The organism is Stutzerimonas chloritidismutans AW-1 (genome assembly GCF_000495915.1).
In the GTDB taxonomy this organism is placed as follows: Bacteria; Pseudomonadota; Gammaproteobacteria; order Pseudomonadales; family Pseudomonadaceae; genus Stutzerimonas; species Stutzerimonas chloritidismutans.
The window spans coordinates 1-22,682 of sequence record NZ_AOFQ01000073.1; the positions used below are offsets into that span (position 1 = coordinate 1).

Here is a 22,682-nt window from a genome sequence, read left to right on the forward strand (position 1 = left end):
GGGGGGTCCCCCCCCCCCCCCCGCCGCGCCAGCCACTGATAGCACCAGACGCAACTGACCTGGAAGGCGCTCTTCAGCGTCTGGTCGCGGTTCCAGTCCTCGATCTCGTAACGGGTGTTGTCCCACGGGATGATCTCGTCGGCGCCGGCGATGGCGCCTTCCTCCAGCGCGATCAGCGTATTCAGCACCTTGAATGTGGAGGCGGCGGTGAACGGCTGCTTCGCGCGGGCTTCGTTGTGAACGTAGCGCTGGCCGGTTTCAGCCGATTCGATCACCAGTGTTCCGCCCACGCCAACCTCGTCGAACAGCCGGGCGATATCGGCATCTTCCGCATGAGCGAAGCCGGAAAAGCCGAGGAACAGAAGCGCGAGGAACAGCTGAGGCATTGAAGAATATCCGTAGGGTGGGGATGAGGGTCCGGCTATGCGCGTGCCGTTCTAACAGGGTTTCCAGCGAAGTCCAGCCAATCGTGAATGAACGGTCATTCAGCTGCAGCCAACTGCGCCGCAAAGCGTTCGCGATCCAGTCGATACAGGCAGTGCCGGCGAAGCGGATGGCCGATTGGCACTCCTGGATGCTCGAACTCCTCCGTTTCACGCATGCCAAGACGGGCCATCACGGCGCGTGAACGTCGATTCTCGATAGTAGTGAAGGATACGATTTCGGAAAGATCGAGCGTGCCGAACCCTGTCTTTAGCGCGACCCACGCCGCTTCGCTGGCCAATCCCTGGCCCCAGTAATCAGCCGCCAGGCGCCAACCTATTTCCACACACGGCGAGAACGGCAAGGTTGCCGACGGCGTATGCAGACCGACGAAGCCGATGAATGCGCCGCGGGCTTTCAGCTCGACGGCCCAGAATCCCCAGCCGCGTTCTTCGATCAGCGCCTGGCAGCGGTCAGCCATTGCATCGCTCTCGGCCCGGCTGAGCAGGGCGGGGAAGTGCCGCATGACCCTGGGGTCCGCATTCATCGTGGCGAACGGTGCGCGATCGGCTGGCTTCCATTGCCGCAGAAGCAGGCGCTTTGTCTGGAGGTCGCTCAGAACTGTCATCACAGGCCGTTCAATCCAGGGGTGTTCGCACCTTCCGCACGCTATCGGCGGCGTTCAGCAGATGCCTGGCGACCGCTTCATAGGCGGGCAAGGAAGTAGGGTCATTTGCCGCATTGCTCGCCACTGGATGGCTGGCGAACCGTGCGATCACCATCTCCGCCAGCGGATCGATATAAAGCGCTTGTCCGTGGACCCCGCGGGCCATGAAAGCGCCATGCTCGTTATGGCTGACCCACCACATGTTGCGGTAGCTCCAGCCGGGTAGCAGTCGATAACCGGCTTTCGCAAAGTCGTCTCGATTTGCTCCACCACGGATATCTGCCACGACTTCCGGCGGCAGAATCTGAGTGCCGTTGTATCGACCTTCGTTACGCATCATTTCGCCAAAGCGCACAAGGTCGCGCAGGCTGGCATTCAGGCCGCCACCGGCAAACGGCGTACCGATGGAGTCTACCGACATGTAGGCATCCTGTTCCGCGCCCAATCGACTCCAGATGCGCTCCGACAACAGCTGTGCGACGTTCTGGCCGCTTACTCGCGCAATTACCCAGCCGAGAGCGTCGGAATTTGCGGTGCGGTAATGAAAGGCCTCGCCATGGCGACCTTGCGGTTTGACCGTTTGCAGAAATTCGTAATAGATCCGTGGCCCCTGGTAATCAGCGGGTTTCGGCAGCGGATTGCCGGCGGCGGCGTGCGCCCATACTTCGGCCTTGGGGTCCGCATAATCTTCGCTGAAGTGAATGCCGGTGGTCATATCCATGAGCTGGCGCACGCTGGCATTCCCAAAGGCCGACACGGCCAATTCGGGAACGTAGTCGGCGACCATACGTTCGGCGTCTAGCTTGCCTTCGGACACGAGAAGTGCCGCCAGCGTACCGGTGAAGGTCTTGGTGATCGACATGGCAGCATGCTGCCCTTCCGGCTTCAGGACGCCGAAATAGCGCTCGTACACCAGTTTCCCTCGGTGAAGGATGATGATGCCGTCGGTGTAATTGGCTTGCAGCGATTGCTGCCAGGTCATTGGCTCGCCCCCACCAAGAGGGACGAATGTCAGCGGATCGATCTCGTTGCTTGGCTGGCGCTCGAGTAGTGAAGACTGACCTAGGCCGCGTGAGACATTGACGGTAGGCATCAGCTGTCGAAAGTTGGCGACACTCCAGCGCATCTGTGGGAAGCGAAAATAACTGCCATCCTCGAAGCGCAGGATTCGATCAGCCGGTGGCGGCGAGCCAACCATCCATCCCATTGCCGCTGGATCACTGGTTTGTGCGTCAGGAAACTCCGCAGGCTCACTGGCGTACGCTGAGCACGCCATGGCGCCAAACAAACAGCAGAGATGTACTTTCGCTAACTCTCTGGACCTGCGTAGTTTCATGGTTTGTCCTTGCTAATGGATCGGCGTGTCGCGGCATGCCTGCCTGGAAGTCTCTCAATCTCTGCCGGCATTCTGGGCGTCTGCGATCCGTGCGGCATGGCCTTATAGCGAATTGCGCGCAGAGCGGTGATGAACAGCGTAGTCCTCTCAGTCTAGGGACTGGTTGCATTCGTCGGGTTGCTGTTCTTATAGTGCCGCCGGCATTTTTGCAGGACCTGGCTCGGGTCGCGCGGCGGCACGCCAGGGCCTTTGGTGCACTGGTGAGAGTCCATGATCGAAATAAGCAACCTGACCAAGCGTTTTGCCCAGCACACCGCGGTCGACGACCTGTCATTCCAGGTCCAGCGCGGCGAGGTGCTGGGATTTCTCGGCCCGAATGGTGCCGGCAAGTCCACCACTATGAAGATGCTGACCGGCTTTCTCGCGCCGACGTCGGGCACGGCGAGTATCCTCGGCCACGACATTCGCACCCAGACGCTGCAGGCCCAGCGGCAGATCGGTTATCTGCCCGAAGGCGCGCCCTGCTACGGCGACATGACGGTGCGCGGTTTTCTCGAGTTCATCGCTGAAGTCCGCGGCTTCCGTGGGACGGACAAGCGCCAGCGGGTCGAAGCCGCGGTCGCCCAGGTGGAGCTGGAGAACGTGCTGGGGCAGACCATCGAGACGCTGTCCAAGGGCTTCAAGCGTCGCGTCGGCCTGGCCCAGGCGATCCTGCACGATCCGCAGGTGCTGATCCTCGACGAGCCCACCGATGGCCTCGATCCGAACCAGAAACACCAGGTACGTCAGCTGATCCAGGGGCTGGCGCAGGACAAGATTGTCATCATCTCTACGCATATCCTCGAAGAGGTCAGTGCGGTCTGCACCCGCGCGGTGGTCATCGCCCAGGGCCGACTGGTGGCCGACAGCACGCCGCTGGAGCTGGAGAGCCGGTCGAAATATCACCAGGCCGTCACGCTGGTCAGCGACGGTCCGCTGGACGACGTTGCCCTGGCCGCGTTGCCCGGCGTGGCCGGTGTCGAATTCAACGAGCCCGAGCATAGCCTGACGTTGCTGGCGCAGCCGGGGCAGGTGATTTTCCCCCAGGTCAGTGCTCTGATCGCCCAGCATGGCTGGGTGGTGAAGGAGCTGGACGTGGAACGCGGCCGGTTGGATGAGGTGTTCCGTAACCTGACTCGCGGGGAGTCGCTATGACCCAGTTGCCGGTTATCTTCAAGCGCGAGCTGGGCAGCTATTTCGCCACGCCGCTGGCCTACGTGTTCATCGTGATCTTCCTGGTCCTCTCCGGGGTGTTCACGTTCTACCTGGGCGGTTTCTACGAGCGCGGCCAGGCCGACCTCACGCCGTTCTTCAGCTTCCATACCTGGCTGTACCTGTTCCTGGTGCCGGCGATCGCCATGCGCCTGTGGGCGGAGGAGCGCAAGTCCGGCTCGATCGAGCTCTTGATGACGCTGCCGATTACGCGTTTCGAGGCGGTTACCGGCAAGTTCCTCGCCGCCTGGGTATTCGCCGGCATCGCGTTGCTGCTGACCTTCCCGATGGTCATCACCGTCAATTACCTGGGCGAGCCCGACAACGGTGTGATCGTCGCCGGTTATCTCGGCAGCTGGCTGCTGGCGGGCGCGTTTCTGGCGATCGGCTCGTGCATGTCGGCGCTGGCGAAGAACCAGGTGATCGCCTTCATTCTCGCGGTGGCGGTGTGTTTCCTGTTCATCGTCAGCGGCCTGCCGATGGTGCTGGATGCCTTCGCCTGGGCGCCGCAGTGGCTGATCGATGCGGTGGCTTCGCTGAGCTTCCTGATCCGTTTCGATTCCATCAGCAAGGGTGTGATCGACCTGCGTGACCTGCTGTATTTCGTCACGCTGATCGTCGCCTGGCTGGCTGCCACTGCCGTGGTCGTCGATCTGAAGAAAGCCGCCTGAGGGAGCAGACATGAAACGAGTCATCTATTCCGGTGCCGGGCTGCTGCTGATCGCACTGGCATTTCTGCTGTTCAACGGCTTGTCCGGCATGCTGTTCACCAATGCGCGGCTCGACCTGACCGAGCAGAAGCTCTACACCATTTCCGAGGGCACCGAGCGCATTCTTGACGGCCTGCAGGAACCGATCGAACTGCACTTCTTCTACTCGGACGAGACCTCCAAGGAGCTGGTGGCGCTGCGCAACTACGCGCGTCGCGTCGAGGAGATGCTCAAGGCCTACGAGCGGGCCTCCGCTGGCAAGCTCAAGCTGCATGTGATCGACCCGCAGCCGTTCTCCGAAGAGGAGGACCACGCCGCCGAGTTCGGCCTGCAGGCGGTGCCGCTCAACCAGGGCGGTGACAAGATCTACTTCGGCCTCGCCGGCACCAATGCCGAGGGCAGCACGCAGATCATTCCGTTCTTCCCGCTGGATCAGGAAGAGTTTCTCGAGTACGAGATCAGCCGCCTGGTGCAGGGCCTGGCTAGCGGCGAGCTGCCGGTGGTCGGCGTGCTGTCAGGGTTGCAGCTGACCGGCGGTTTCGACATGCGGACTCAGCAGGCGACGCCGCCGTGGATGGTACTGGAGGAAGTCCGCCAGCTGTTCCATATCGAAAGCCTGCGCCGCGATGTGGACATGATCCCGACCAACGTCTCGGTGTTGCTGCTGATTCACCCGAAGGATCTGCCGGAGCAGACGCTGTACGCCATCGACCAGTTCGTCCTGCGTGGCGGCAAGCTGCTGGTATTCGTCGATCCGCACAGCGAGGCCGATCCGGGCATGGGCATCGGTCCGGGAGAATTCGGCGAGGAGCGTGCCTCCGACCTCGAGCCACTGTTCAAGGCCTGGGGCGTGCGCATGGTGCCGCAACAGGCGCTGGTCGATGCAGCCTACGCGATGTCGGTTGGCGTCGGTGCGGAGCGCCGTCCGGTGCGCCACGCAGGCTGGTTGAGCCTGCCGCGCAACGCGCTGGATCAGGATGACGTGACCACCGCCGCGCTGGAAAACATCACCATCGCCAGTGCCGGCATTCTGGAGCCGCTGGAGGACGCGACGACGCGCTTCACGCCGCTGTTCGGCAGTTCCGACTACGCCATGCCGGTGGAGGCCGAGCGCTTCGCCACGCTGGACAACCCGGAAACCCTGCTGCTTGGCCTCGAGCCGACCGGCGAGCGCTACACCCTGGCGGCGCGCATCCAGGGGCCGGCGAAAACTGCCTTTCCGGACGGCATCGAAGGCCGTGAAGAGGGCATCAAGGAAAGCCAGAACATCAACGTGATCGCCGTCGCCGATACCGATCTGCTGAGTGATCGCATGTGGGTGCAGGTGCAGGACTTCTTCGGCCAGCGCGTTCCGCAGCCGTGGGCGGACAACTGCGCGTTCGTGATCAATGCGCTGGACAACCTTTCCGGCACCGATGCGCTGATCAGCGTGCGTTCGCGTGGTCGCTTCACCCGTCCGTTCGTGATGGTAGAAACCTTGCAGCGCGAGGCCGAGGATCGTTTCCGCGAGAAGGAAGAAGTGCTGCAGCAGCGCCTGGCTGATACCGAGCAGCAACTGGCCGAGCTGCAGAGTCCGGACCCGGAGCAGGCGCTGGAGCTGACGGCTGAGCAGGAGCAGGCGTTGCGTCAGTTCCAGCAGGAGAAGGTGCGTATCCGCAAGGAGTTGCGTGAGGTGCGCTACCAGCTCAATGCCGATATCGAAGCGCTGGGGCGTACGCTGAAGTTCGCCAACATCGCTCTGGTGCCCTTGCTGCTGACCCTGGGCGTGCTCGCCCTGTGGCTATGGCGACGCCGCCGGAGCGCCTGAACAGAGCACCCGTTCCGGCATTGGCCGGGGCGGGCGAGGTGTCAAATCCGCAGCGGAAAAAAGAGGCTGACAGCGAAAATCGTTGTTTTATACTCCGGCAACGGTCGCGTTCGAGTCGCATTTGCGCCGGAGCCGAATGCACGGAGGCCTGACCGTCGACCCCTCTTCCGAGGAATAACAAAAAGCGAGTTGGAGAAGTGGTAATGGCTGAGCGTGAGACCGGAACCGTCAAGTGGTTCAACGATGCAAAAGGCTATGGATTCATTCAGCGGGGTAATGGCGCCGACGTGTTCGTGCATTACCGCGCGATCCGTGGCGACGGCCACCGCTCGCTGGCCGAAGGGCAGCAGGTGGAGTTTTCGGTAACCCAGGGCCAGAAGGGCCTGCAGGCCGAAGACGTCGCCGGCGTGTAACTTCGGTTGCGCAATGACAAAGCCCGTCCAAGTGACGGGCTTTGTTTTGCTATCCGGTGGTTTCGGTCCACCATGGATGAGCGATACGGCCGATGCCGATCAGCCCGTCCGCCAGACGATTTCCTCTTCACCGTCATCGCTGATGCGGATCCAGCGGTCGGCCTCTTCAACGGCTTCCTCTTCCTGCCAGCCGCCTGGCGCGCAGCGGATTTCCACACCTAAAGCCTGATACGCCGCGCGGGCGCAGGCGAGGTCATCGTCCCAGGGGGTGGCATCGCTTTCCAGCAGCAGACAATGCCATTTGCCCACCGCCTTCGGCAGCCAGGTCACCGGAATGCCGGCGGCGCTGCACTTGAAGGTCTGGCCTTTCTGTTGCCAGGCGGAACATGAGCCAATGGCTTGGGCCAGCCACTTGCCGACGGCCTCCTGACTGGCATCCCTGAGGTAGATCTCGATATCGGGTTGACGCATGGGCGACTGCCTTATGTGGTGGTGCGAGGTTTTGGTCGTAGGCAAATATACGAACGCTAGGGCGTGCGTTCGATCCAGTCGTAGCGTATCGCAACCCGCACGCTGAGGTGACTGTCGATCACGGCGGCGCGGCGCTCGGCGCTGGCGCGCCAGCCGTGCGGGGTCATCGCCAGCAGGTCGGCACGGGCCTGGGCGTTGTCCAGCTGCAGCTCGTAGCTGAGGGTTTCGCTGTGGGCCAGGCGCATGCCTTCGGGAATCAGCGACAGGTGCTTCTCGTCATCGTAGTCGCGTACCTCGTCGTAGAGCCGGGCGCGTAGCTCCCAAAGGTGCTCGCGGGTCGGTCCCATGCGCAGCAGTCCGCCGCCGGGTGCGAGCAGGCGTCGCGCCTCCTGCCAGTCCAGCGGGCTGAACACGCTGGCGAGCAGGTCGCAGCTGGCATCGGCCAGCGGCACGCGGGCCATGCTCGCCACCAGCCATTCCAGTTGCGGCGCGCGTTTGCAGGCGCGCTTGACCGCTTCGCGGGAGATGTCCAGTGCATAGCCTTCGGCGTCCGGTAGTGCCTCGGCCAGCTGGGCGGTGTAGTAGCCCTCGCCACAGCCGATGTCCAGCCAGCGCTGCGGCGCGCGTTCGGCGGCCAGCTCGGCGAGGCGTCGGGCCAGCGGCGCATAGTGGCCGCCGTCGAGAAAGCGTCGCCGTGCTTCGACCATGGCCTGGTTGTCGCCCGGATCGCGGCTGTTCTTGTGCTGCACTGGAAGCAGGTTCAGGTAACCCTGACGCGCGCGGTCGAAACGGTGGTTGGCCGCGCAGACCACGCCGTTGTCGAGCGCGCTCAGCGGCGCCTGGCAGATCGGGCAGATCAGCATGCGAGCAGGTTCACCAGGGTCTGGTAGTAGATCTCGGTCAGCAGGTCGAGATCGCTGGCCAGGATGTGTTCGTCGACCTGGTGGATGGTCGCGTTGACCGGGCCGAGCTCGACCACCTGGGTGCCGAGGGTGGCGATAAAGCGCCCGTCAGAGGTGCCGCCGCTGGTGGACGGCGTGGTCTCACGGCCGGTGACGCTGCGGATTGCCTTGGCCACGCCGTCGAGCAGCGCGCCCGGTTCGGTGAGGAACGGCAGGCCGGACAGTGCCCAGTCCACGTTCCAGTCCAGACCGTGCTTGTCGAGAATCGCGGCGGTGCGCTGCTTGAGCTGTTCGACGGTGGACTCGGTGGAGAAGCGGAAGTTGAACACCGCTTCCAGCGTGCCGGGAATGACATTGGTGGCGCCGGTGCCGGCGTTCAGGTTGGAGATCTGGAAGCTGGTCGGCGGGAAGAAGGCATTGCCGTCGTCCCAGTGCTCGGCGGCCAATTCCGCTAGCGCAGGCGCAGCCAGGTGGATGGGGTTCTTCGCCAGATGCGGATAGGCCACATGGCCCTGCTGGCCACGTACGGTGAGGGTGCCGCCGAGTGAGCCGCGGCGGCCATTCTTCACCACGTCACCTACCAAGGCAGTGCTCGACGGTTCGCCGACGATGCACCAGTCCAGGCGCTGGCCACGCTCGCGCAGGCGCTCGACGACGGCCTTGGTGCCGTGGTGCGCAGGGCCTTCTTCATCACTGGTGATGAGAAAGGCGATCTGCCCCTTGTGATTCGGGTGATCGGCGGCGAAGCGCTCCACTGCCACGACCATCGCCGCCAGGCTGCCTTTCATATCTGCCGCGCCGCGGCCGTGGAGCATGCCCTGCTCGTCGATGCGCGCACTGAACGGCGGATTCTGCCAGGCCTGCAGCGGGCCTGTAGGGACCACGTCAGTGTGGCCGGCGAAGCACAGCACCGGGCCTTCGTTGCCGCGAATGGCCCAGAAGTTCTCCACGTCCTCGATATGCATCGGCTCGATGGCGAAGCCGCAGGCCGCCAGGCGCTGGCTCATCAGCTGCTGGCAGCCTTCATCCAGCGGCGTCACCGATGGGCGATTGATCAGCTCGCAGGCGAGTTCGAGCGTCGGGGAGAGGGCAGGCGCGGTCATCAGGGCTCCGGTGCGGCGGGGAAAGGGCGCCATATTAAAGCAAAGGCGCGGTTGCGGTGACGGCTGGATGCAGTGGTCGTGGCGTCATGAGGTCTTATAATCGCCAGGTTTTTTCCGGGGAGTCGGCATGTCTATCGATGATCAGCGTTTCGGCGGTATTGCCCGCCTGTATGGCCGCGTCGGCCTCGAGCGGCTGACGGCTGCGCATGTGGCGGTGGTCGGCATCGGTGGCGTCGGCTCGTGGGCGGCCGAGGCGCTGGCGCGCAGCGGGGTAGGCGAGATCAGCCTGTTCGACCTGGACGATGTGTGCATCACCAATACCAATCGGCAGATTCACGCCCAAGATGGCGCAGTGGGCAAAGCCAAGGTCGACGAGATGGCCGCACGTATTCGCGCCATCAACCCGGCCTGCCAGGTTCATGCAGTGGCGGATTTCGTCACCCGCGAAACCATGGCCGAGTACATCACCGAAGACATGGACTGCGTCATCGACTGCATCGACAGCGTGCCGGCCAAGGCGGCGCTGATCGCCTGGTGCAAGCGCCGCAAGATCCAGATCATCACCACCGGCGGCGCCGGCGGGCAGATCGATCCGACACAGATCCAGGTCACTGATCTGAACAAGACCTTCAACGATCCGCTGGCGGCAAAGGTGCGCTCGCTGCTGCGTCGCGAATACAACTTCTCGCGCACGCCGGGGCGCACCTACAGCGTACCCTGTGTGTTCTCCACGGAGCAGTTGCGCTACCCGAAGCCGGACGGCGGCGTGTGCCAGAGCAAGAGCTTCGTTGGTGAGGGGGTCAAGCTCGACTGCGCCGGAGGCTTCGGCGCGGTGACCATGGTGACCGCCAGTTTCGGCATGGTTGCAGCCGCCAGGGCCGTCGACAAGCTGGTCGCCGGAGCCCGACGCCCCAGCGAGCGCAACGTTCGCAGCTGACGAAAAAGTGCCGCAGCCGCTCTGTGATGCGGCTCCACGGAAAGTTCCGCTGTCACAAAAGCTTTACATATCAGCCATTTGGCTGACATACGCCGTCGCCAAGATTCCCCCCAACACAAAGAGCCCATCTCGTGTGTTTCCGACGCTAAACATAAAGGGGAATTTTGGATGATCCGTAAGCACTTCGCCGGTTTCGCTGCCAGCGCTCTGGCTCTGGCCGTTTCCGCCCAGGCTTTCGCCGGTACCGTCACCACCGACGGCGCCGATCTCGTTATCAAGACCAAGGGCGGCCTGGAGGTCGGAACCACCGACAAGGAGTTCTCGTTCAAGATCAATGGCCGCCTGCAGGCTGATGCCGACAGCTTCGATGGTTTCTACACCCAGAACGGCGAGCGCGCAGACGAGACCTATTTCCGTCGTGCGCGTCTGGAGATTTCCGGTGTTGCCTTCACCGATTGGGGCTACACCTTCAACCGCAACTTCACCAACGATTCCAGCAACTGGGACGAACTGGCCATCCACTACAACGGCTGGAAGCCGGTCCAGGTTTCGATTGGCCGTATCAATCCGACCTTTGGCCTGGAAGAAGCGGTCAGCTCCAAGTGGATCACCGCCATCGAGCGCTCTGCGATCTATGACCTGGCGCCCTGGTTGAACAGCCACGAAGACGGCGAAGGCATCCGCGTGCGTACCACCGTCGGCATGTTCCACGGTGAAGCCGGTGCTTACCGTCAGGACGCCGGCGCCGGTGCCGACATGCTGGAAGATGAAGATGGCTCCAACAACACCAGCTTCGTGCTGCGTGGCGTGGTAGCTCCGATCGTCGAGAAGGACCAGGTGCTGCACCTCGGCGCCAGCTTCGGTAAGCGTGACGTGGAAGAAGGTTACCTGGAGCGCATCCGTCCGCGTCTGTCCGTGCGTGGCACTACCGAAGACAGCGCCAACGGCAACCGTGCCACATTCGGCGGCACTGTCACTGACGGCAGCGATCAGGCCTGGGGTCTGGAAGCGGCTTACATGATCGGCCCGTTCTCGGTTCAGGGTGAATACCTGACCCGCACCGTCGACGCCCAGGATGGTTTCGAGGATCTGGAAGCGTCCGGCTACAACGTCCAGCTGGCCTACACCCTGACCGGCGAGTCGCGTTCCTACAAGCTCGATGGCGGCAAGTTCGACAAGATCAAGCCGGAAAACAAGCAGATCGGTGCATGGGAAGTGTTCTACCGCTTCGACGACATCACCGTCGATGAAACCGGTGTTGCACCGAGCGGTTATGTCGGTGCGCTGGACAGCGCAGAAGCTGGTGCGAAGACCCACACCATCGGTCTCAACTGGTACGCCAACGAGTCGGTCAAGCTCTCGGCCAACTACCTGAAGACCAGCGTGGACGACGTGGTAAACGCCAATGGCGACGACGACGGCGACGCCATCAGCCTGCGCGCCCAGTACGTGTTCTAAAACATCACCTCATCCGTGATGCTCCATTGAGCCCCGCCCTGGCGGGGCTTTTTTTCGCCTGCGGGACAGGCCAGACTGCGCGCATGCCTATCCAGACCCTGTACCGCCTCGCCGAACTGCCCCCCGCCGAATGGGACGCGCTGCTGAGCGATGATCAGCCCTTCCTTCGTCACGCCTTCCTCTGCGCGCTGGAAGACAGCGGCAGCGTGGGTGGGCGTAGCGGCTGGCAACCTGCCCATCTCCTGCTGCGCGACCCGCAGGGCGCGTTGCAGGCAGCCTTGCCGCTGTATCGCAAGTTTCATTCGTACGGCGAGTACGTGTTCGATTGGGCGTGGGCGGATGCCTGCCAGCGGGCCGGCATCGCCTACTACCCCAAGCTGCTTTGCGCGGTGCCTTTCACCCCGGTCACCGGCAGTCGCCTGCTGGGCGACGTACAGGCTGCCGGTGAGCTGCTCGATGTACTCACCGCTGGGCTTGAAAGGCAGGAACTGTCCGGGCTCCACGTGAATTTCAGCGAGCCGCGGGCCGATCAGCTGCTGGCGGGGCGGGATGGCTGGCTGGAGCGCATCGGCTGCCAGTTTCATTGGCACAACCGTGGTTACCGCGATTTTCAGGACTTTCTCGATGCACTGACCTCGCGCAAGCGCAAGCAGTTGCGCAAGGAACGCGAACAGGTGGCGGGGCAGGGCATCAGCTTCGAGTGGCGCGATGGGCACGAGCTCAGCGAGGCGGAATGGGATTTCGTCTATGCCTGCTACGCCAACACCTATCAGGTCCGCGGTCAGACGCCCTATCTGACTCGGCAATTCTTCAGCCTGCTGGCTGAGCGCATGCCGCAAGCGATTCGCGTGGTGCTGGCGTTACAGGGCTCGAGGCCGGTGGCGATGGCCTTCAGCCTGCGCAGTGCGTCTGGCCTGTACGGTCGTTACTGGGGCTGTCTGGCGGAGTTCGACCGGCTGCACTTCGAGACGTGCTTTTACCAGGGTATCGATCAGGCCATCGCGGGCGGCCTGGAGCGATTCGATGCGGGGGCGCAGGGTGAGCACAAGCTCATTCGTGGTTTCGAGCCGGTGGTCACGCGCTCCTGGCACTATCTGCAGCACCCTGGTTTGCGCGCTGCGGTAGCGGATTTCCTGCGACAGGAACGTGCGGGGGTGCTGGCCTACGCCGAAGCAGCGCGCCAGGCGCTGCCGTACCGGCAGGCCGGCAGCTAGTCGTTTGTCTCAGGCCTGGGAGGCGGCGCTGTTCTCCTCGTGGATCAGCAGCATGCGTTGCAGTTCGCTACGCAACAGCGGGTCCTGGCATCCCGGCAGGTACTCGCGCAGTTTGCGGATCACCCATTGTTGGCCCCTGTCGATGAAGGGCAGGCGCTCGTCCAGCGACTCGATGGCCATCGCCTTGCCATAGAAGGTGCCGGTGTCCTTGTTGGGCTCCAGCCCCAGATGCTGCAGGCAGTTGAGCAGCAACTTGCAGCTTTCGATTTCGCCCTGACGGACCTGCTCGAGCAGTTGCCGTTGCTCGGGCGTGCAGGGTTGTTGCAACGAGTCGCCGGCCACCTTGGCCCCGGCGCGCTCCGCGCTGAGCAGGTCCTGCAGCAGCTGTGCTTCGCCTTCCGGGGTGTTCAGTGGACTTTGTGGTTCGGTCATGTCGCGATCTCCTGTCGGTCGAGGGTTTCGCACGCTGGCGGCAGCCGGGTAGTGCCGGTAGAAATGAAAAGGGCCGGTGAACCGGCCCCTCGTGGATCAGAGTTTCTTCGCGGTGATGATCTTCACCGGGGTCAGCGGCACGTTCTGCATCATGGCGCGGTTGCCGGTGGGCACCTGGGCGATCTGGTCGACCACCTCCATGCCGCGTACGACCTTGGCGAACACCGCGTAGCCGAAGTCGCGGCCACCGTGATCGAGGAAATCGTTGTCGCGATGGTTGATGAAGAACTGGCTGGTAGCCGAATTCACGTTCTGGGTCCGGGCCATTGCGACGGTGCCGCGCACGTTGTGCAGCCCATTGTCCGCCTCGTTCTTGATCGGGGCCTTGGTCGGCTTCTGGTTCAGGCCTTCGCCGAAGCCGCCGCCCTGGACCATGAAACCCGGAATGACGCGGTGGAACACGGTGCCGTCATAAAAGCCGCTGTCGACGTAGCCGAGGAAGTTCTCGACGCTGATCGGTGCCTTTTCCGCTTCGAGCTCCAGCTCGATCTCGCCCAGGCTGGTGGTCAGCAGTACGCGAGGGTTTTCCGCGGCGAACAGGTTGCCGGCCAGCAGAACGGTACAGGCGGCGAGGGCGATGCGTTTCAACATGATGTCTTTCCTGATGTTGGGGAAGCTGTCAGCCGGCCAGTGGATTGGCCTGGCCAGCATCGTACGTCTTGATCAGCTCGATGAGAATCCGGGTAGCCGGCCCGAGCGGTCTGTCGTGGTTAGTGTAGAGATAGAACAGTGGCCGGCGAATACTGCCTTGGACCAGTGGCAGCGGCTTGAGTATGCCCTCGGCCAGTTCGCGCCCGATCAGATGCCGGGGCAGCCAGGCGAAGCCCAGACCGCTGCTGACGAAGGCCACCGACGTCGCCAGGCTGCCCACCGTCCAGCGCTGTTCGGCACCCAGCCATCCGGCATCACGAGGTTGGCGCAGGCCCGTATCACGCACCACGATCTGCATCTGGCTCTGCAGGTCCTGCACGCTGAGCTTGCGTCCGAGCTGGTGAAGGGCATGGTTGGTGTGTGCGACGGCGACGAACTCCACGGTACTGAGCTCGCTGCCCAGATAGCCGGTGATGTCCAGGCCGCTGATGGCGAGGTCCGCGGTGCCGTCCTTGAGCACTTCCTCGACCCCGGAGAGCACTTCCTCGCGCAGGCGCACCCGGCAGCCGCGGCTCTTCGGCATGAATTCGGTGAGGGCGTGGATCAGCTTGGCGCTGGGGTAGGCGGCATCGACAACCAGGCGCACCTCGGCTTCCCAGCCTTGTTCCATGTGGTGCGCCAGTTCTTCCAGCTGACTGGCCTGTGTGACCAGCTGTCGCGACCGGCGCAGCAGCACTTCTCCTGCCTCGGTCAGCACTGCCTTGCGCCCGTCTATGCGCAATAGCGGCACGCCCAGTTGTTCCTGCATGCGTGCCACGGTGTAGCTGACCGAAGACTGCGACCGATGCAGCGCTTCGGCCGCCTGGGCGAAGCCGCCGTGATCGATGACCGCCTGCAGGGTGCGCCACTGATCGAGGGTCACACGGGGCACTTTCATTCCTTCGGTTCCTTTAGCAAGGTCTGTTAGGCTGGCCACTTCGTAGAGGAGCCCAGTCAAAATGAAAACAATCGGTTACCTACTCGTCGCCTTGCTGCCACTCACGGCCAATGCGGTCACTTATCCGGTAGACGTCGAGCAGCAGCTCAACGGCGCGGAGATCACCGTCACCCCGCAGACCATTGATCGCGACCTCGCCGGGCTACTGCTGCTCAACTATGGGGGCACTGCTGCAGTGTGTACCGCCGTGTTCCAGAACGGCCCGGAAGCGCCGCGCACGCGACGCACGGAGTTGCAACCAGGTGAGCGCAAGGCACTGACGTCCAAGTTCAAGCGCGACGTGATTCGCCTGCGCATCAAGTTGACCTGCCAGCCAGAGTAGGACGCTAGGCTGCCCTCATCGCGCGGGCTGCCTGAACGCGAACCGATCAATCCAGTATGTTCTCGAGTATTTCGTAAACGATGCCCGTGGCGATGGCGACCAGAACCACGTCGCGGCCGATCTGTTTCCACTCGTAGCCTTCGTAGCGCGGCAGGTGTCCCAGCAGACGGCTGTCCATGTTCTTGGCGATGCCCGGCGGTAGCGGCTTGCCGCGCGCCAGATTCTTCTGGATGCCCGGTGGCAGAGACGAGACCGGCGCTAGCAGATCGCGATGACTACGCAGGGTGATGCGGACCGAACCGATGTCCACCGACGGACCCTGGTAGCGATGCGGCTGCTGTGCCGAAGGCTGATGCTGCTGTGCGCGGTCGGGCTTGCCCTTGCCTGGGTGATCACTGTTCGGCTGCGCTGCGCCAGCAGCGGCGTATAACGCCAGTGAAAGTGCGCCAGTCAGCAGTACCACTCGCTTTTTGGGCATCATGCGAACCTCTTGGGTATTAAGCCGCTTCGATCTCCTCAGCTTAGCCTGTGTTTGCCTGGGAAAACATGGCGACCGTTACAGAACGCGCCTTTGCCCTGCAGACGAGTTACCCTATGCCATTGTTTTTTTCGACCTCCGAGGTAGCTCCCTTGTTTGACCAATTCGCCCTGCACGAACGCCTGCTAAAGGCCGTCGCCGAACTCAAATTCGTCGAGCCGACTCCAGTGCAGGTGGCGGCCATTCCGCCGGCGCTGGAAGGGCGTGACCTGCGGGTGACGGCACAGACTGGCAGCGGCAAGACCGCCGCCTTCGTACTGCCGATGCTCAATCGGCTGATTGGCGATGCCGTGGTGCGCACCGATGTTCGGGCGCTGATTCTGTTGCCGACCCGAGAGCTGGCGCAGCAGACGCTGAAGGAGGTCGAGCGTTTCTCGCAATTCACCTTCATCAAGTCGGCGATGATTACCGGTGGCGAGGACTTCAAGGTCCAGGCCGCAGTCATGCGCAAGGTGCCGGACATTCTCATCGGCACGCCTGGGCGCATGATCGAGCACCTGAATGCCGGCACGCTGGTCCTCAAGGATGTCGAGATGCTGATCCTCGACGAAGCCGACCGCATGCTCGACATGGGCTTTGCCGAGGACGTGCAGCGTCTGGTCGGCGAGTGCGCCAAACGCCAGCAGACGCTGCTGTTTTCCGCGACCAGTGGCGGCGCCGCGCTGCGCGAGATGACCGCCAGCGTGCTGCGCGATCCGCTGCAGCTGCAGCTGAACCGCGTCAGCGAACTCAACGAAGGCACGCGCCAGCAGATCATCACTGCCGAAAACACCGAGCATAAGGAAAAGTTGGTGCACTGGCTGCTCGCCAACGAGACGTACAAGAAGGCAGTGATCTTCACCAACACCCGCGTACAGGCCGACCGCCTCTACGGCCGGCTCGTTGCCGAGGGCGTGAAGGCGTTCGTGCTGCATGGCGACAAGGACCAGAAAGACCGCAAGCTGGCGATCGACCGGGTCAAGGAAGGCGGCGTCAAGGTGCTGGTAGCGACCGACGTGGCGGCGCGCGGGTTGGACATCGAAGGGCTGGATCTGGTGATCAACTTCGACATGCCGCGCTCGGGTGACGAATACGTGCACCGTATCGGTCGTACGGGGCGCGCCGGTGGCGAAGGGCTGGCGATCTCGCTGATCTGTCACAACGACTGGAACCTGATGTCCAGCATCGAGCGTTATCTCAAGCAGCGTTTCGAGCGGCGGGTGATCAAGGGGCTGAAAGGCAGCTATATGGGCCCGAAGAACCTTAAAGCGTCGGGCAAGGCAGCTGGCACCAAGAAGAAAAAGATCGAAAAGAAGAAAGGCACCGAGAAGAAAGCCAAACCCGCCGGCAAGCGCCCGAACGGCGCCAAGCGCGAGTCACTATCGCCGGTGGTGAGCCAGGATGGCATGGCACCGCTTAAGCGCAAGAAGCCGACGGCCGAGTAACCGTCGGCCTTCAGCCTCAGCGCTGCGCGTCGGCCGGTGGGATGTCGGCCTCGCGCTCCGCTTCCTCGATCTGCTTCAGACGCTTGTCATAGGCCTCGCACTCGTCGCCCAACTGGTCGGCGGTGCGCTTGGCTTCCATCTGGCGAATCTCCTCATTGATTTCCTTGGCGCGCTCCGGATTGCTCTTGGTGAGCTGATTGACGCGTTCGGCCAGCTGTTCGGCCTTGGCATTCACTTCGTCCGGGGTGCACGCGGCGTGCACGGTCGGGCTGGCCAGTGCGGCGGCGGTCAGGGCAATCATCAACAATTTCATGGCTCGCTCCTCGTTCAATCGGTCTGAACGGTGGATCGCAGCGCCGCCACTTTAGTTCAGACAACGAACCGGTCGACGTGGTGAAAGGTCCCAATCAGTAGGCGCCTCATTCGTGAGGCGGACATCTGCTGAGGGAGAACGACCATGAGCTATAACTGGGGCCTTATCCAGCGTCTGTTGCATGAAGTTCAACGCGGCGCCAATGACAGTTTCAAGCCACGCCACTACGCCGAAGAACATGCGACGCAGATGGAAAGTGAAGGTCAACCGATGCCGAATCTGGACAGCCTGCGTGCCGAGGCGGCCGACTACGAAAGTCTGCTATTCGAAGGTGGCTTCATCGTTTCGCGGCCCGAGGAGGAGGGCGGCAATGGCGAGAACTTCGTCCTGACTGAGCGCGGCTCGCGCTTACTGGCGATTCTCGACGATCCGCAGCAGACGCAACGCCAGCAACTGACGGACAAGGGCGATGCGGCGCTGGTGCCGGAAGTGTTCGACGAGATGGCGGCCGGTCGCCCATGACCGGCGTTGTCGTTACAGGCGAAAGCCATCGGCGATGTAGCCGGCGAGCGTTTCGCTGACCGGCGACTGCTGCTGCGGATTGCGCAGCAGCACGATGCTGGTCTGAGGCAGGCGCGGCAGGCCCTCCTTTTCACCGAGTATCTGCAGATCGGCAGGAATCAGGCTCTGCAGCTGTGCGGTCAGCGCCAATCCTGCACCCACGATCGCCATGATCGCCGACAGGCTCGGGCTGCTATAGGCGATCCGGTACTCGATTTCCCGCGCATCCAGCGCGTTGCATACCCAGGCGCGACAGAAGCAATCGGTATTGAACGTTGCCAGCGGCAGGGGGCGATGCTCATGCAGGTCGAAGCCCGGGGCGGCGGCCCAGACGACGTGCTCCTGGCGCAGCAACTGGCCAATCTCGGTGCCCGGTTCGCGGGTGACGATGCTCAGGTCCAGATCCCGTCGCTGCAACAACTGGGTCGATGGCTCGCAATGCACCTCGACTTGCACCAGCGGATACGCCTGGGCGAAGCGCGAAAGAATGCCGGGTAGAAAACGCATGACGTAATCGTCTGGCGTGCCGATGCGCACCGCGCCGACCATGTGTGGCTGGCGCAGGGTGGTCATGACTTCGCCGTGCAGTTTGAGAATGCGCCGCGCGTAGCCCAGCAGTATCTGGCCCTCGGCAGTAAACCTGACCTGCCGACCGTTGCGCTCGAATAGCGGGCGCTGTAACACATCCTCTTCCAGGCGTTTCATCTGCATGCTCACCGCCGACTGGGTGCGGTTCACCGCGGCTGCGGCACGGGTGAAGCCACCGTGGTCGGCGATGGCCACGAAGCTGCGCAGCAGTTCGGTGTCGATATTCGGGTAGTTGGCCATTCATCAATCCTCGAGATGCAAGGCATCAGGAACATTCGTTGGATTGATCTTAATCCGGGCGCGAGACTGACGCCAACCCAACTGGAGGGCGTCGTGATGAACATGCACAAAGTCGCTTTGCAATCTTTCCATCTGCCGAAGGCACTTCGGGCACCCGCGCCGGGATTGCTGCGACAGGCCTGGCACAAGCTGCAGCGCTGGAACGAACTGGCACGCCAACGGCGCCAGCTGGCCGCGCTCGGTGACGACATGCTCAAGGACATCGGCCGCAGCCGTGCCGATATCGAATGGGAAGCGAACCGGCCGTTTTGGGACGACCCTGATCGTCAGTGACCCAGCACCAGCTTTTGAATCCCCAGCGACAGGCTGACGGTGACCAACATCAGCGCGAACAGGCGCTGCAGCAGACTGCTGTTGAGGTATTGCGCCAGGCGATTACCGGCCAGCACGCCGAAGGCACCGCCCAGCGCCAGGCCACCGAGCAGCGGTAGCGGTGGCTCGGCATCGGTGAGGTAGAGCAGGAAGCCACCGCCGCTGACGACGGCGATCACCGCCATCGAGGTGGCGATGGCGCTGAGCAGCGATAGCGAAGTAAACCAGAGCAGCGCCGGGACGATGAGAAAGCCGCCGCCGACACCCATCAGCCCGGAGAGCAGGCCAACGCCAACGCCGATGCCCAGCAGCGCCATCTGTCGGTCCTCGACGTTCTCCTTGGCCGGCAGGTTGGCGCCGCGCCACATGCGCCAGGCGGACCACAGCACCAACAGGCAGAAACCGATGATCAGTGCGCGCTCCGGTATGAACTGCCCGAGCCATTGACCGGTAGCGTTGCCCGGCAAGCCGCAGACAGCCAGCAGCATGACCGGGCGCCAGGCGATCTGGCCGAGCCGTGCCCGCGGAATCGCGCCGATGAGTGCGGACATGGCCACCGCACCGAGGCTGACGCCGATGGCATCGCGCAATGGCAGGTGCAGGCTGAGTAGCAGGGGCAGGGCGACCAACGAGCCACCGGCGCCGGTGAGGCCAAGCAACAGGCCGAGAATGAGGCCGATGCCCAGTGCTTCCAGCAGTAGAACGTCCATCAGGCAAAGCTGCCGGATGCCAGGGGAATGGTAGGGACCGTATCGGTTTGCATGCGTGCTCCGTCGTCAGCGTTCCATCGTCCATCGTTGGTACGCTCGCGCTGGCGAGCGTTTCTTGGATGAACGGCGGGGCGCAGCGGGGCCACGCACCCGCCGACGGAGTGTACGGCCTATCAGCGTGGCAGGGCACGGCTGAGGGTGAAGGCGCCGCGCAGATCGCCCTCGCGAAACCCGCGGGCCTGATCCTGCGGGTAGTGCTGGTCGATCAGCTCCACCAGCTCCGGCTTGATCTTTTCGCCGTGACAACCCAGGCAGGCCTCAGCGGTGCCGATCGCCTGCATGTAGCGGTACTCGCCTGCCACTATCTCACCATGCTTGAGCTGTTCGATCGGTTCACCTGCAGCCGAACGCTTGGCGAACTGCTCCAACACCGAGCGCTCCCAGGTGTCTGGCGCGTTGTCCGGATTGCGCAGCTTCAGCGCCGTGCGGCCTACCTTCCAGGGCGCCTGGCTATGCTGGCTGGCGATTTCCGGCGCGAGAAGACGGCATGCCTTGACGGCTTCCGCCGGGCCACCGTCTGCCATCGCCTGCTTGACCGTGCCAAGCAACTGCTGCTGGAACGGTGGAATCAGGCTGGCAGCCTCGCCGCGCAGCTGCTCGGTATCGACGTCAGGCGCGGCGTGGGCCTGCAATGCAAACCAGCCGAGCGTCAGCAAAGACAGTGATTTCATGATGCCTCCCAGGATGTGAAGTATAGTGGGGGGAGTATCCGTGCGGACGGCGCACGATGCAAGCCACAGCCTGCGGTAGGCAGCGGCTCGGGCATCGGAACGTCTCAGGTACCGCGAATCAGCTTGCGTAGCAGGAAACGATTGGGGTGGCAGGCTTCGGCGACGTCCCGAGGCAGCGGCAACGGTTCGTCGTCCAGCCAGGCGGCCAGCAGCTCGCCGGACAGCGGGGCGCTGATCATTCCGCGCGAGCCATGTGCAGTATTGACGTAGAGCCCGTCGAGCCACGGGCAGGGCGTGTGCAGCGACTGACGGGCGTTCTTGCCCAACGCCGCATAGGTTTCAGCGAAGGCCTCGGGCTCGGCCAATGGCCCGATCAGCGGCAGATAGTCCGGGCTGGTACAGCGAAATGCCACGCGCCCGTCCAGCTCCTCGGTACGTTGCGGGTCCGCCTGCAGACGCTGGTACAGATCCGCTGAAATCTGCTCGAGCATTTCCAGATTCGCCTGGTGTTCGGCGACGCTGGGGGTATCGTCGGTCTGCTGGAAGTTGAAGCTGGCACCCAGCGTGTGCGTGCCATCTCGGGGTGGCGCGACGTAGCCCTTGGCGCACAGCACGGTGCGCAGCTGGCCGCTCTGGGTGTTCGCCGGCAGGCAGGAAATCTGCCCGCGAATACGCTTGAGCGGCAGCCAGGCGCTCTGGCTGAAACGCGCGGCGTCCGCCGCGCCGGTCAGGATCACCACGGGCGCTTCGGCCAACAATGCTTGGCCGCCCAGCACCTGCCAGGATCGCCCATTACGGCGCAGTTCGAGCGCTTCATGATGCCTGTGCAGCTCGATTCCCGGTCGCCGCAGCAGCCATTGGCATAGCGCCGGTGGGTTGGCCCAGCCGGCTTCGGGGTAGAACAATCCGCCCTCGGGCAGGGCCACTCCGGCCAGCGCCTCAGCGGCTTCGCGCGACAGCGGATGGACCAGAGAGGCCGGGAAGGCTGCCGCCAGCTCGGCCTGGCGTTCGCGCTCCTTTTCGTCGTAGATCAGTTGCAGTACGCCGCATGCCTGCCAGTCCTGGCCTGCTTGCAAATTGCTCAGCAAGCGGCGCGTATAGCTGAAGCCGCTGACCACCAGCCGCGACAGTGCGGTGCCGTGGGCAGAAAGCTTGAGGTAGAGCACGCCTTGCGGGTTGCCCGAGCCTTCCAGGGCCGCCGCGGCGTGGCGCTCAAGGACTGTCACCTTCCAGCCGCGGGCGGCCAGCGATGCAGCCGTTGCGCAGCCGGCCAGGCCGGCGCCGACGATTACCGCGTGGCGTTCGGCCGTCGTATAGCCCGGGCGAGCGAACCAGGGCTTGTCCGAAATGCTGACGTTGGCGGCTCGCAGGTGCCCGCGCAGAATCTCGCGTTTGTGGCCGTAGCCGGGCACCCGCTGCATGTCGAAGCCGGCCTCGATCAGGCCGCGCCGCACAAAGCCGGCGCTGGTGAACGTGCCCAGCGTTGCGTAGGGCGCGCAAAGCCTGGCCAGCTCGGCGAACAGCATCGGTTGCCACATCTGCGGATTCTTCGCCGGGGCAAAGCCGTCGAGGAACCAGGCATCGACCTGCGCATCCAGGCTCGGCAGGCATTCGAGCACGTCGCCGATCAGCAGGGTCAGCACAACGCGGCCGCCAGCGAAGACGAAACGCTGATAGCCCGGATTCAGCGCCACGTACTGTTGCAGCAGTTGCTCGGACTGCTCTCGCAGCTCCGGCCACAGCGCCAGTGCGCGCTGCAGGTCCTCGCGGGTCAGCGGGTGCTTTTCGACGCTGATGAAGTGCAGCCGCGCCTGCGGGTGGGCTACGCGCTCGAACAGATGCCATGCACAAAGAAAGTTCAGCCCGGTACCGAAGCCGGTCTCACCAATCACCAGGCGCTGGTTGTCCTGTAGCGCGGCGAAGCGTTGGGGCAGATCGTTCTGCGTGAGGAACACATGTTCGGTCTCGGCCATGCCGCTGGCGCGGGAGAAGTACACGTCGCCGTACTGGCGGGACTGCGGCAGGCCGTTCTCGTCCCAGTCGAGTTCGGCATGCTGGAAGGCGTCGGAAGCGGGGTGGTCGTTCATGCTGGTTCCTGAAAAAACGGTGCA

26 protein-coding genes are annotated in these 22,682 nt (G+C 63.4%); 11 read left to right on the forward strand and 15 right to left on the reverse strand.

Annotated features, from left to right (window positions below; translation table 11 throughout):
- The 3 genes from F753_RS47590 to F753_RS47600 all read right to left on the reverse strand — a co-directional run.
- Positions 1–386 (reverse strand): penicillin-binding transpeptidase domain-containing protein (locus F753_RS47590; RefSeq protein ID WP_023447099.1); only part of this gene is annotated, 386 nt, incomplete at its 3' end.
- Positions 387–481: 95 nt separating this feature from the next.
- Entirely contained in the window at positions 482–1,051 is a 570-nt protein-coding gene (locus F753_RS47595; RefSeq protein ID WP_023447100.1) for a GNAT family N-acetyltransferase, read from the reverse strand.
- 10 nt (positions 1,052–1,061) lie between these two features.
- Positions 1,062–2,366: a serine hydrolase domain-containing protein gene (locus tag F753_RS47600; RefSeq protein ID WP_084799412.1), complete on the reverse strand. Its 1,305-nt coding sequence runs from the start codon at positions 2,364–2,366 to the stop codon at positions 1,062–1,064.
- 330 nt (positions 2,367–2,696) lie between these two features.
- Here F753_RS47600 and F753_RS47605 point away from each other — a divergent pair, with 330 nt between their 5' ends.
- The 4 genes from F753_RS47605 (at position 2,697) to F753_RS47620 (ending at position 6,607) form a co-directional block, all read left to right on the forward strand.
- The gene (locus F753_RS47605) at positions 2,697–3,620 is read left to right on the forward strand and encodes an ABC transporter ATP-binding protein (protein ID WP_014820008.1); all 924 of its coding nucleotides are present in this window, start codon (positions 2,697–2,699) and stop codon (positions 3,618–3,620) included.
- The gene (locus F753_RS47610) at positions 3,617–4,348 is read left to right on the forward strand and encodes an ABC transporter permease subunit (protein ID WP_003303946.1); all 732 of its coding nucleotides are present in this window, start codon (positions 3,617–3,619) and stop codon (positions 4,346–4,348) included. The genes F753_RS47605 and F753_RS47610 overlap by 4 nt, the downstream gene beginning before the upstream one ends.
- Before the next feature lie 10 nt (positions 4,349–4,358).
- Positions 4,359–6,194, forward strand: coding sequence for a GldG family protein (locus tag F753_RS47615; RefSeq protein WP_023447102.1), 1,836 nt, complete (start codon positions 4,359–4,361; stop codon positions 6,192–6,194).
- Positions 6,195–6,397: 203 nt separating this feature from the next.
- Positions 6,398–6,607 (forward strand): cold-shock protein, encoded by a 210-nt coding sequence (locus F753_RS47620; protein ID WP_003283763.1) that lies wholly within the window; start codon positions 6,398–6,400, stop codon positions 6,605–6,607.
- Positions 6,608–6,706: 99 nt separating this feature from the next.
- On the opposite strand, the gene F753_RS47625 is transcribed toward F753_RS47620, so the two are convergent.
- From F753_RS47625 to dapE, 3 genes are read right to left on the reverse strand one after another with little or no spacing between them, the layout of a single operon-like run.
- Positions 6,707–7,078: a hypothetical protein gene (locus F753_RS47625; RefSeq protein WP_023447103.1), complete on the reverse strand. Its 372-nt coding sequence runs from the start codon at positions 7,076–7,078 to the stop codon at positions 6,707–6,709.
- 56 nt (positions 7,079–7,134) lie between these two features.
- On the reverse strand, positions 7,135–7,941 hold the full coding sequence (locus tag F753_RS47630; protein ID WP_023447104.1) for a putative RNA methyltransferase: 807 nt from the start codon (positions 7,939–7,941) through the stop codon (positions 7,135–7,137).
- Complete coding sequence (dapE, locus tag F753_RS47635) at positions 7,935–9,083, reverse strand: succinyl-diaminopimelate desuccinylase (protein ID WP_023447105.1); 1,149 nt, start codon at positions 9,081–9,083, stop codon at positions 7,935–7,937. The genes F753_RS47630 and dapE overlap by 7 nt, the downstream gene beginning before the upstream one ends.
- Positions 9,084–9,210: 127 nt before the next feature.
- Here dapE and tcdA point away from each other — a divergent pair, with 127 nt between their 5' ends.
- From tcdA to F753_RS47650, 3 genes are all read left to right on the forward strand, one after another.
- A complete protein-coding gene (tcdA, locus tag F753_RS47640) occupies positions 9,211–10,020 on the forward strand; it encodes a tRNA cyclic N6-threonylcarbamoyladenosine(37) synthase TcdA (protein WP_023447106.1) in 810 nt (269 codons plus the stop codon).
- A gap of 168 nt (positions 10,021–10,188) precedes the next feature.
- Positions 10,189–11,478 carry an OprO/OprP family phosphate-selective porin gene (locus tag F753_RS47645; RefSeq protein ID WP_014820015.1) on the forward strand — a complete coding sequence of 430 codons (1,290 nt, stop codon included), beginning with the start codon at positions 10,189–10,191 and terminating at the stop codon, positions 11,476–11,478.
- 83 nt (positions 11,479–11,561) lie between these two features.
- The gene (locus F753_RS47650) at positions 11,562–12,692 is read left to right on the forward strand and encodes a GNAT family N-acetyltransferase (protein WP_023447107.1); all 1,131 of its coding nucleotides are present in this window, start codon (positions 11,562–11,564) and stop codon (positions 12,690–12,692) included.
- A gap of 9 nt (positions 12,693–12,701) precedes the next feature.
- Here the strand turns inward: F753_RS47650 and F753_RS47655 are convergent, their stop codons facing one another.
- From F753_RS47655 to F753_RS47665, 3 genes are all read right to left on the reverse strand, one after another.
- Positions 12,702–13,124: a DUF6306 domain-containing protein gene (locus tag F753_RS47655; RefSeq protein ID WP_023447108.1), complete on the reverse strand. Its 423-nt coding sequence runs from the start codon at positions 13,122–13,124 to the stop codon at positions 12,702–12,704.
- Positions 13,125–13,220: 96 nt separating this feature from the next.
- Positions 13,221–13,775 (reverse strand): peptidylprolyl isomerase, encoded by a 555-nt coding sequence (locus F753_RS47660; RefSeq protein WP_003303960.1) that lies wholly within the window; start codon positions 13,773–13,775, stop codon positions 13,221–13,223.
- A 28-nt stretch (positions 13,776–13,803) separates the two neighbouring features.
- Positions 13,804–14,712, reverse strand: coding sequence for a LysR family transcriptional regulator (locus F753_RS47665; RefSeq protein WP_023447109.1), 909 nt, complete (start codon positions 14,710–14,712; stop codon positions 13,804–13,806).
- A 61-nt stretch (positions 14,713–14,773) separates the two neighbouring features.
- Here F753_RS47665 and F753_RS47670 point away from each other — a divergent pair, with 61 nt between their 5' ends.
- On the forward strand, positions 14,774–15,094 hold the full coding sequence (locus F753_RS47670; RefSeq protein WP_023447110.1) for a hypothetical protein: 321 nt from the start codon (positions 14,774–14,776) through the stop codon (positions 15,092–15,094).
- A gap of 46 nt (positions 15,095–15,140) precedes the next feature.
- Here F753_RS47670 and F753_RS47675 read toward each other — a convergent pair whose 3' ends face one another.
- Entirely contained in the window at positions 15,141–15,575 is a 435-nt protein-coding gene (locus F753_RS47675; RefSeq protein ID WP_023447111.1) for an anti-virulence regulator CigR family protein, read from the reverse strand.
- A 149-nt stretch (positions 15,576–15,724) separates the two neighbouring features.
- On the opposite strand from F753_RS47675, the gene F753_RS47680 reads away from it, so the two are divergent.
- Positions 15,725–17,056, forward strand: coding sequence for a DEAD/DEAH box helicase (locus F753_RS47680; protein ID WP_031298477.1), 1,332 nt, complete (start codon positions 15,725–15,727; stop codon positions 17,054–17,056).
- 16 nt (positions 17,057–17,072) lie between these two features.
- Here F753_RS47680 and F753_RS47685 read toward each other — a convergent pair whose 3' ends face one another.
- Positions 17,073–17,369, reverse strand: coding sequence for a hypothetical protein (locus tag F753_RS47685; RefSeq protein ID WP_023447113.1), 297 nt, complete (start codon positions 17,367–17,369; stop codon positions 17,073–17,075).
- Between the two features lie 144 nt (positions 17,370–17,513).
- Here F753_RS47685 and F753_RS47690 point away from each other — a divergent pair, with 144 nt between their 5' ends.
- Entirely contained in the window at positions 17,514–17,891 is a 378-nt protein-coding gene (locus F753_RS47690; protein ID WP_023447114.1) for a hypothetical protein, read from the forward strand.
- Positions 17,892–17,903: 12 nt separating this feature from the next.
- Here F753_RS47690 and F753_RS47695 read toward each other — a convergent pair whose 3' ends face one another.
- Positions 17,904–18,758 carry a LysR substrate-binding domain-containing protein gene (locus tag F753_RS47695; RefSeq protein WP_003303972.1) on the reverse strand — a complete coding sequence of 285 codons (855 nt, stop codon included), beginning with the start codon at positions 18,756–18,758 and terminating at the stop codon, positions 17,904–17,906.
- A 96-nt stretch (positions 18,759–18,854) separates the two neighbouring features.
- Between F753_RS47695 and F753_RS47700 the strand changes: the two genes are divergently transcribed.
- Positions 18,855–19,091, forward strand: coding sequence for a DUF1127 domain-containing protein (locus F753_RS47700; RefSeq protein ID WP_023447115.1), 237 nt, complete (start codon positions 18,855–18,857; stop codon positions 19,089–19,091).
- Here the strand turns inward: F753_RS47700 and F753_RS47705 are convergent.
- The 3 genes from F753_RS47705 to mnmC form a co-directional block, all read right to left on the reverse strand.
- Complete coding sequence (locus tag F753_RS47705) at positions 19,085–19,840, reverse strand: sulfite exporter TauE/SafE family protein (RefSeq protein ID WP_023447116.1); 756 nt, start codon at positions 19,838–19,840, stop codon at positions 19,085–19,087. The two genes, F753_RS47700 and F753_RS47705, sit on opposite strands and share 7 nt — an antisense overlap.
- 173 nt (positions 19,841–20,013) lie before the next feature.
- Positions 20,014–20,571, reverse strand: a complete 558-nt coding sequence (locus tag F753_RS47710) for a Tll0287-like domain-containing protein (RefSeq protein WP_014820024.1) — start codon at positions 20,569–20,571, stop codon at positions 20,014–20,016.
- 104 nt (positions 20,572–20,675) lie between these two features.
- A complete protein-coding gene (mnmC, locus tag F753_RS47715; RefSeq protein ID WP_023447118.1) occupies positions 20,676–22,658 on the reverse strand; it encodes a bifunctional tRNA (5-methylaminomethyl-2-thiouridine)(34)-methyltransferase MnmC2/FAD-dependent 5-carboxymethylaminomethyl-2-thiouridine(34) oxidoreductase MnmC1 in 1,983 nt (660 codons plus the stop codon).
- Between the last annotated feature and the right edge of the window lie 24 nt (positions 22,659–22,682).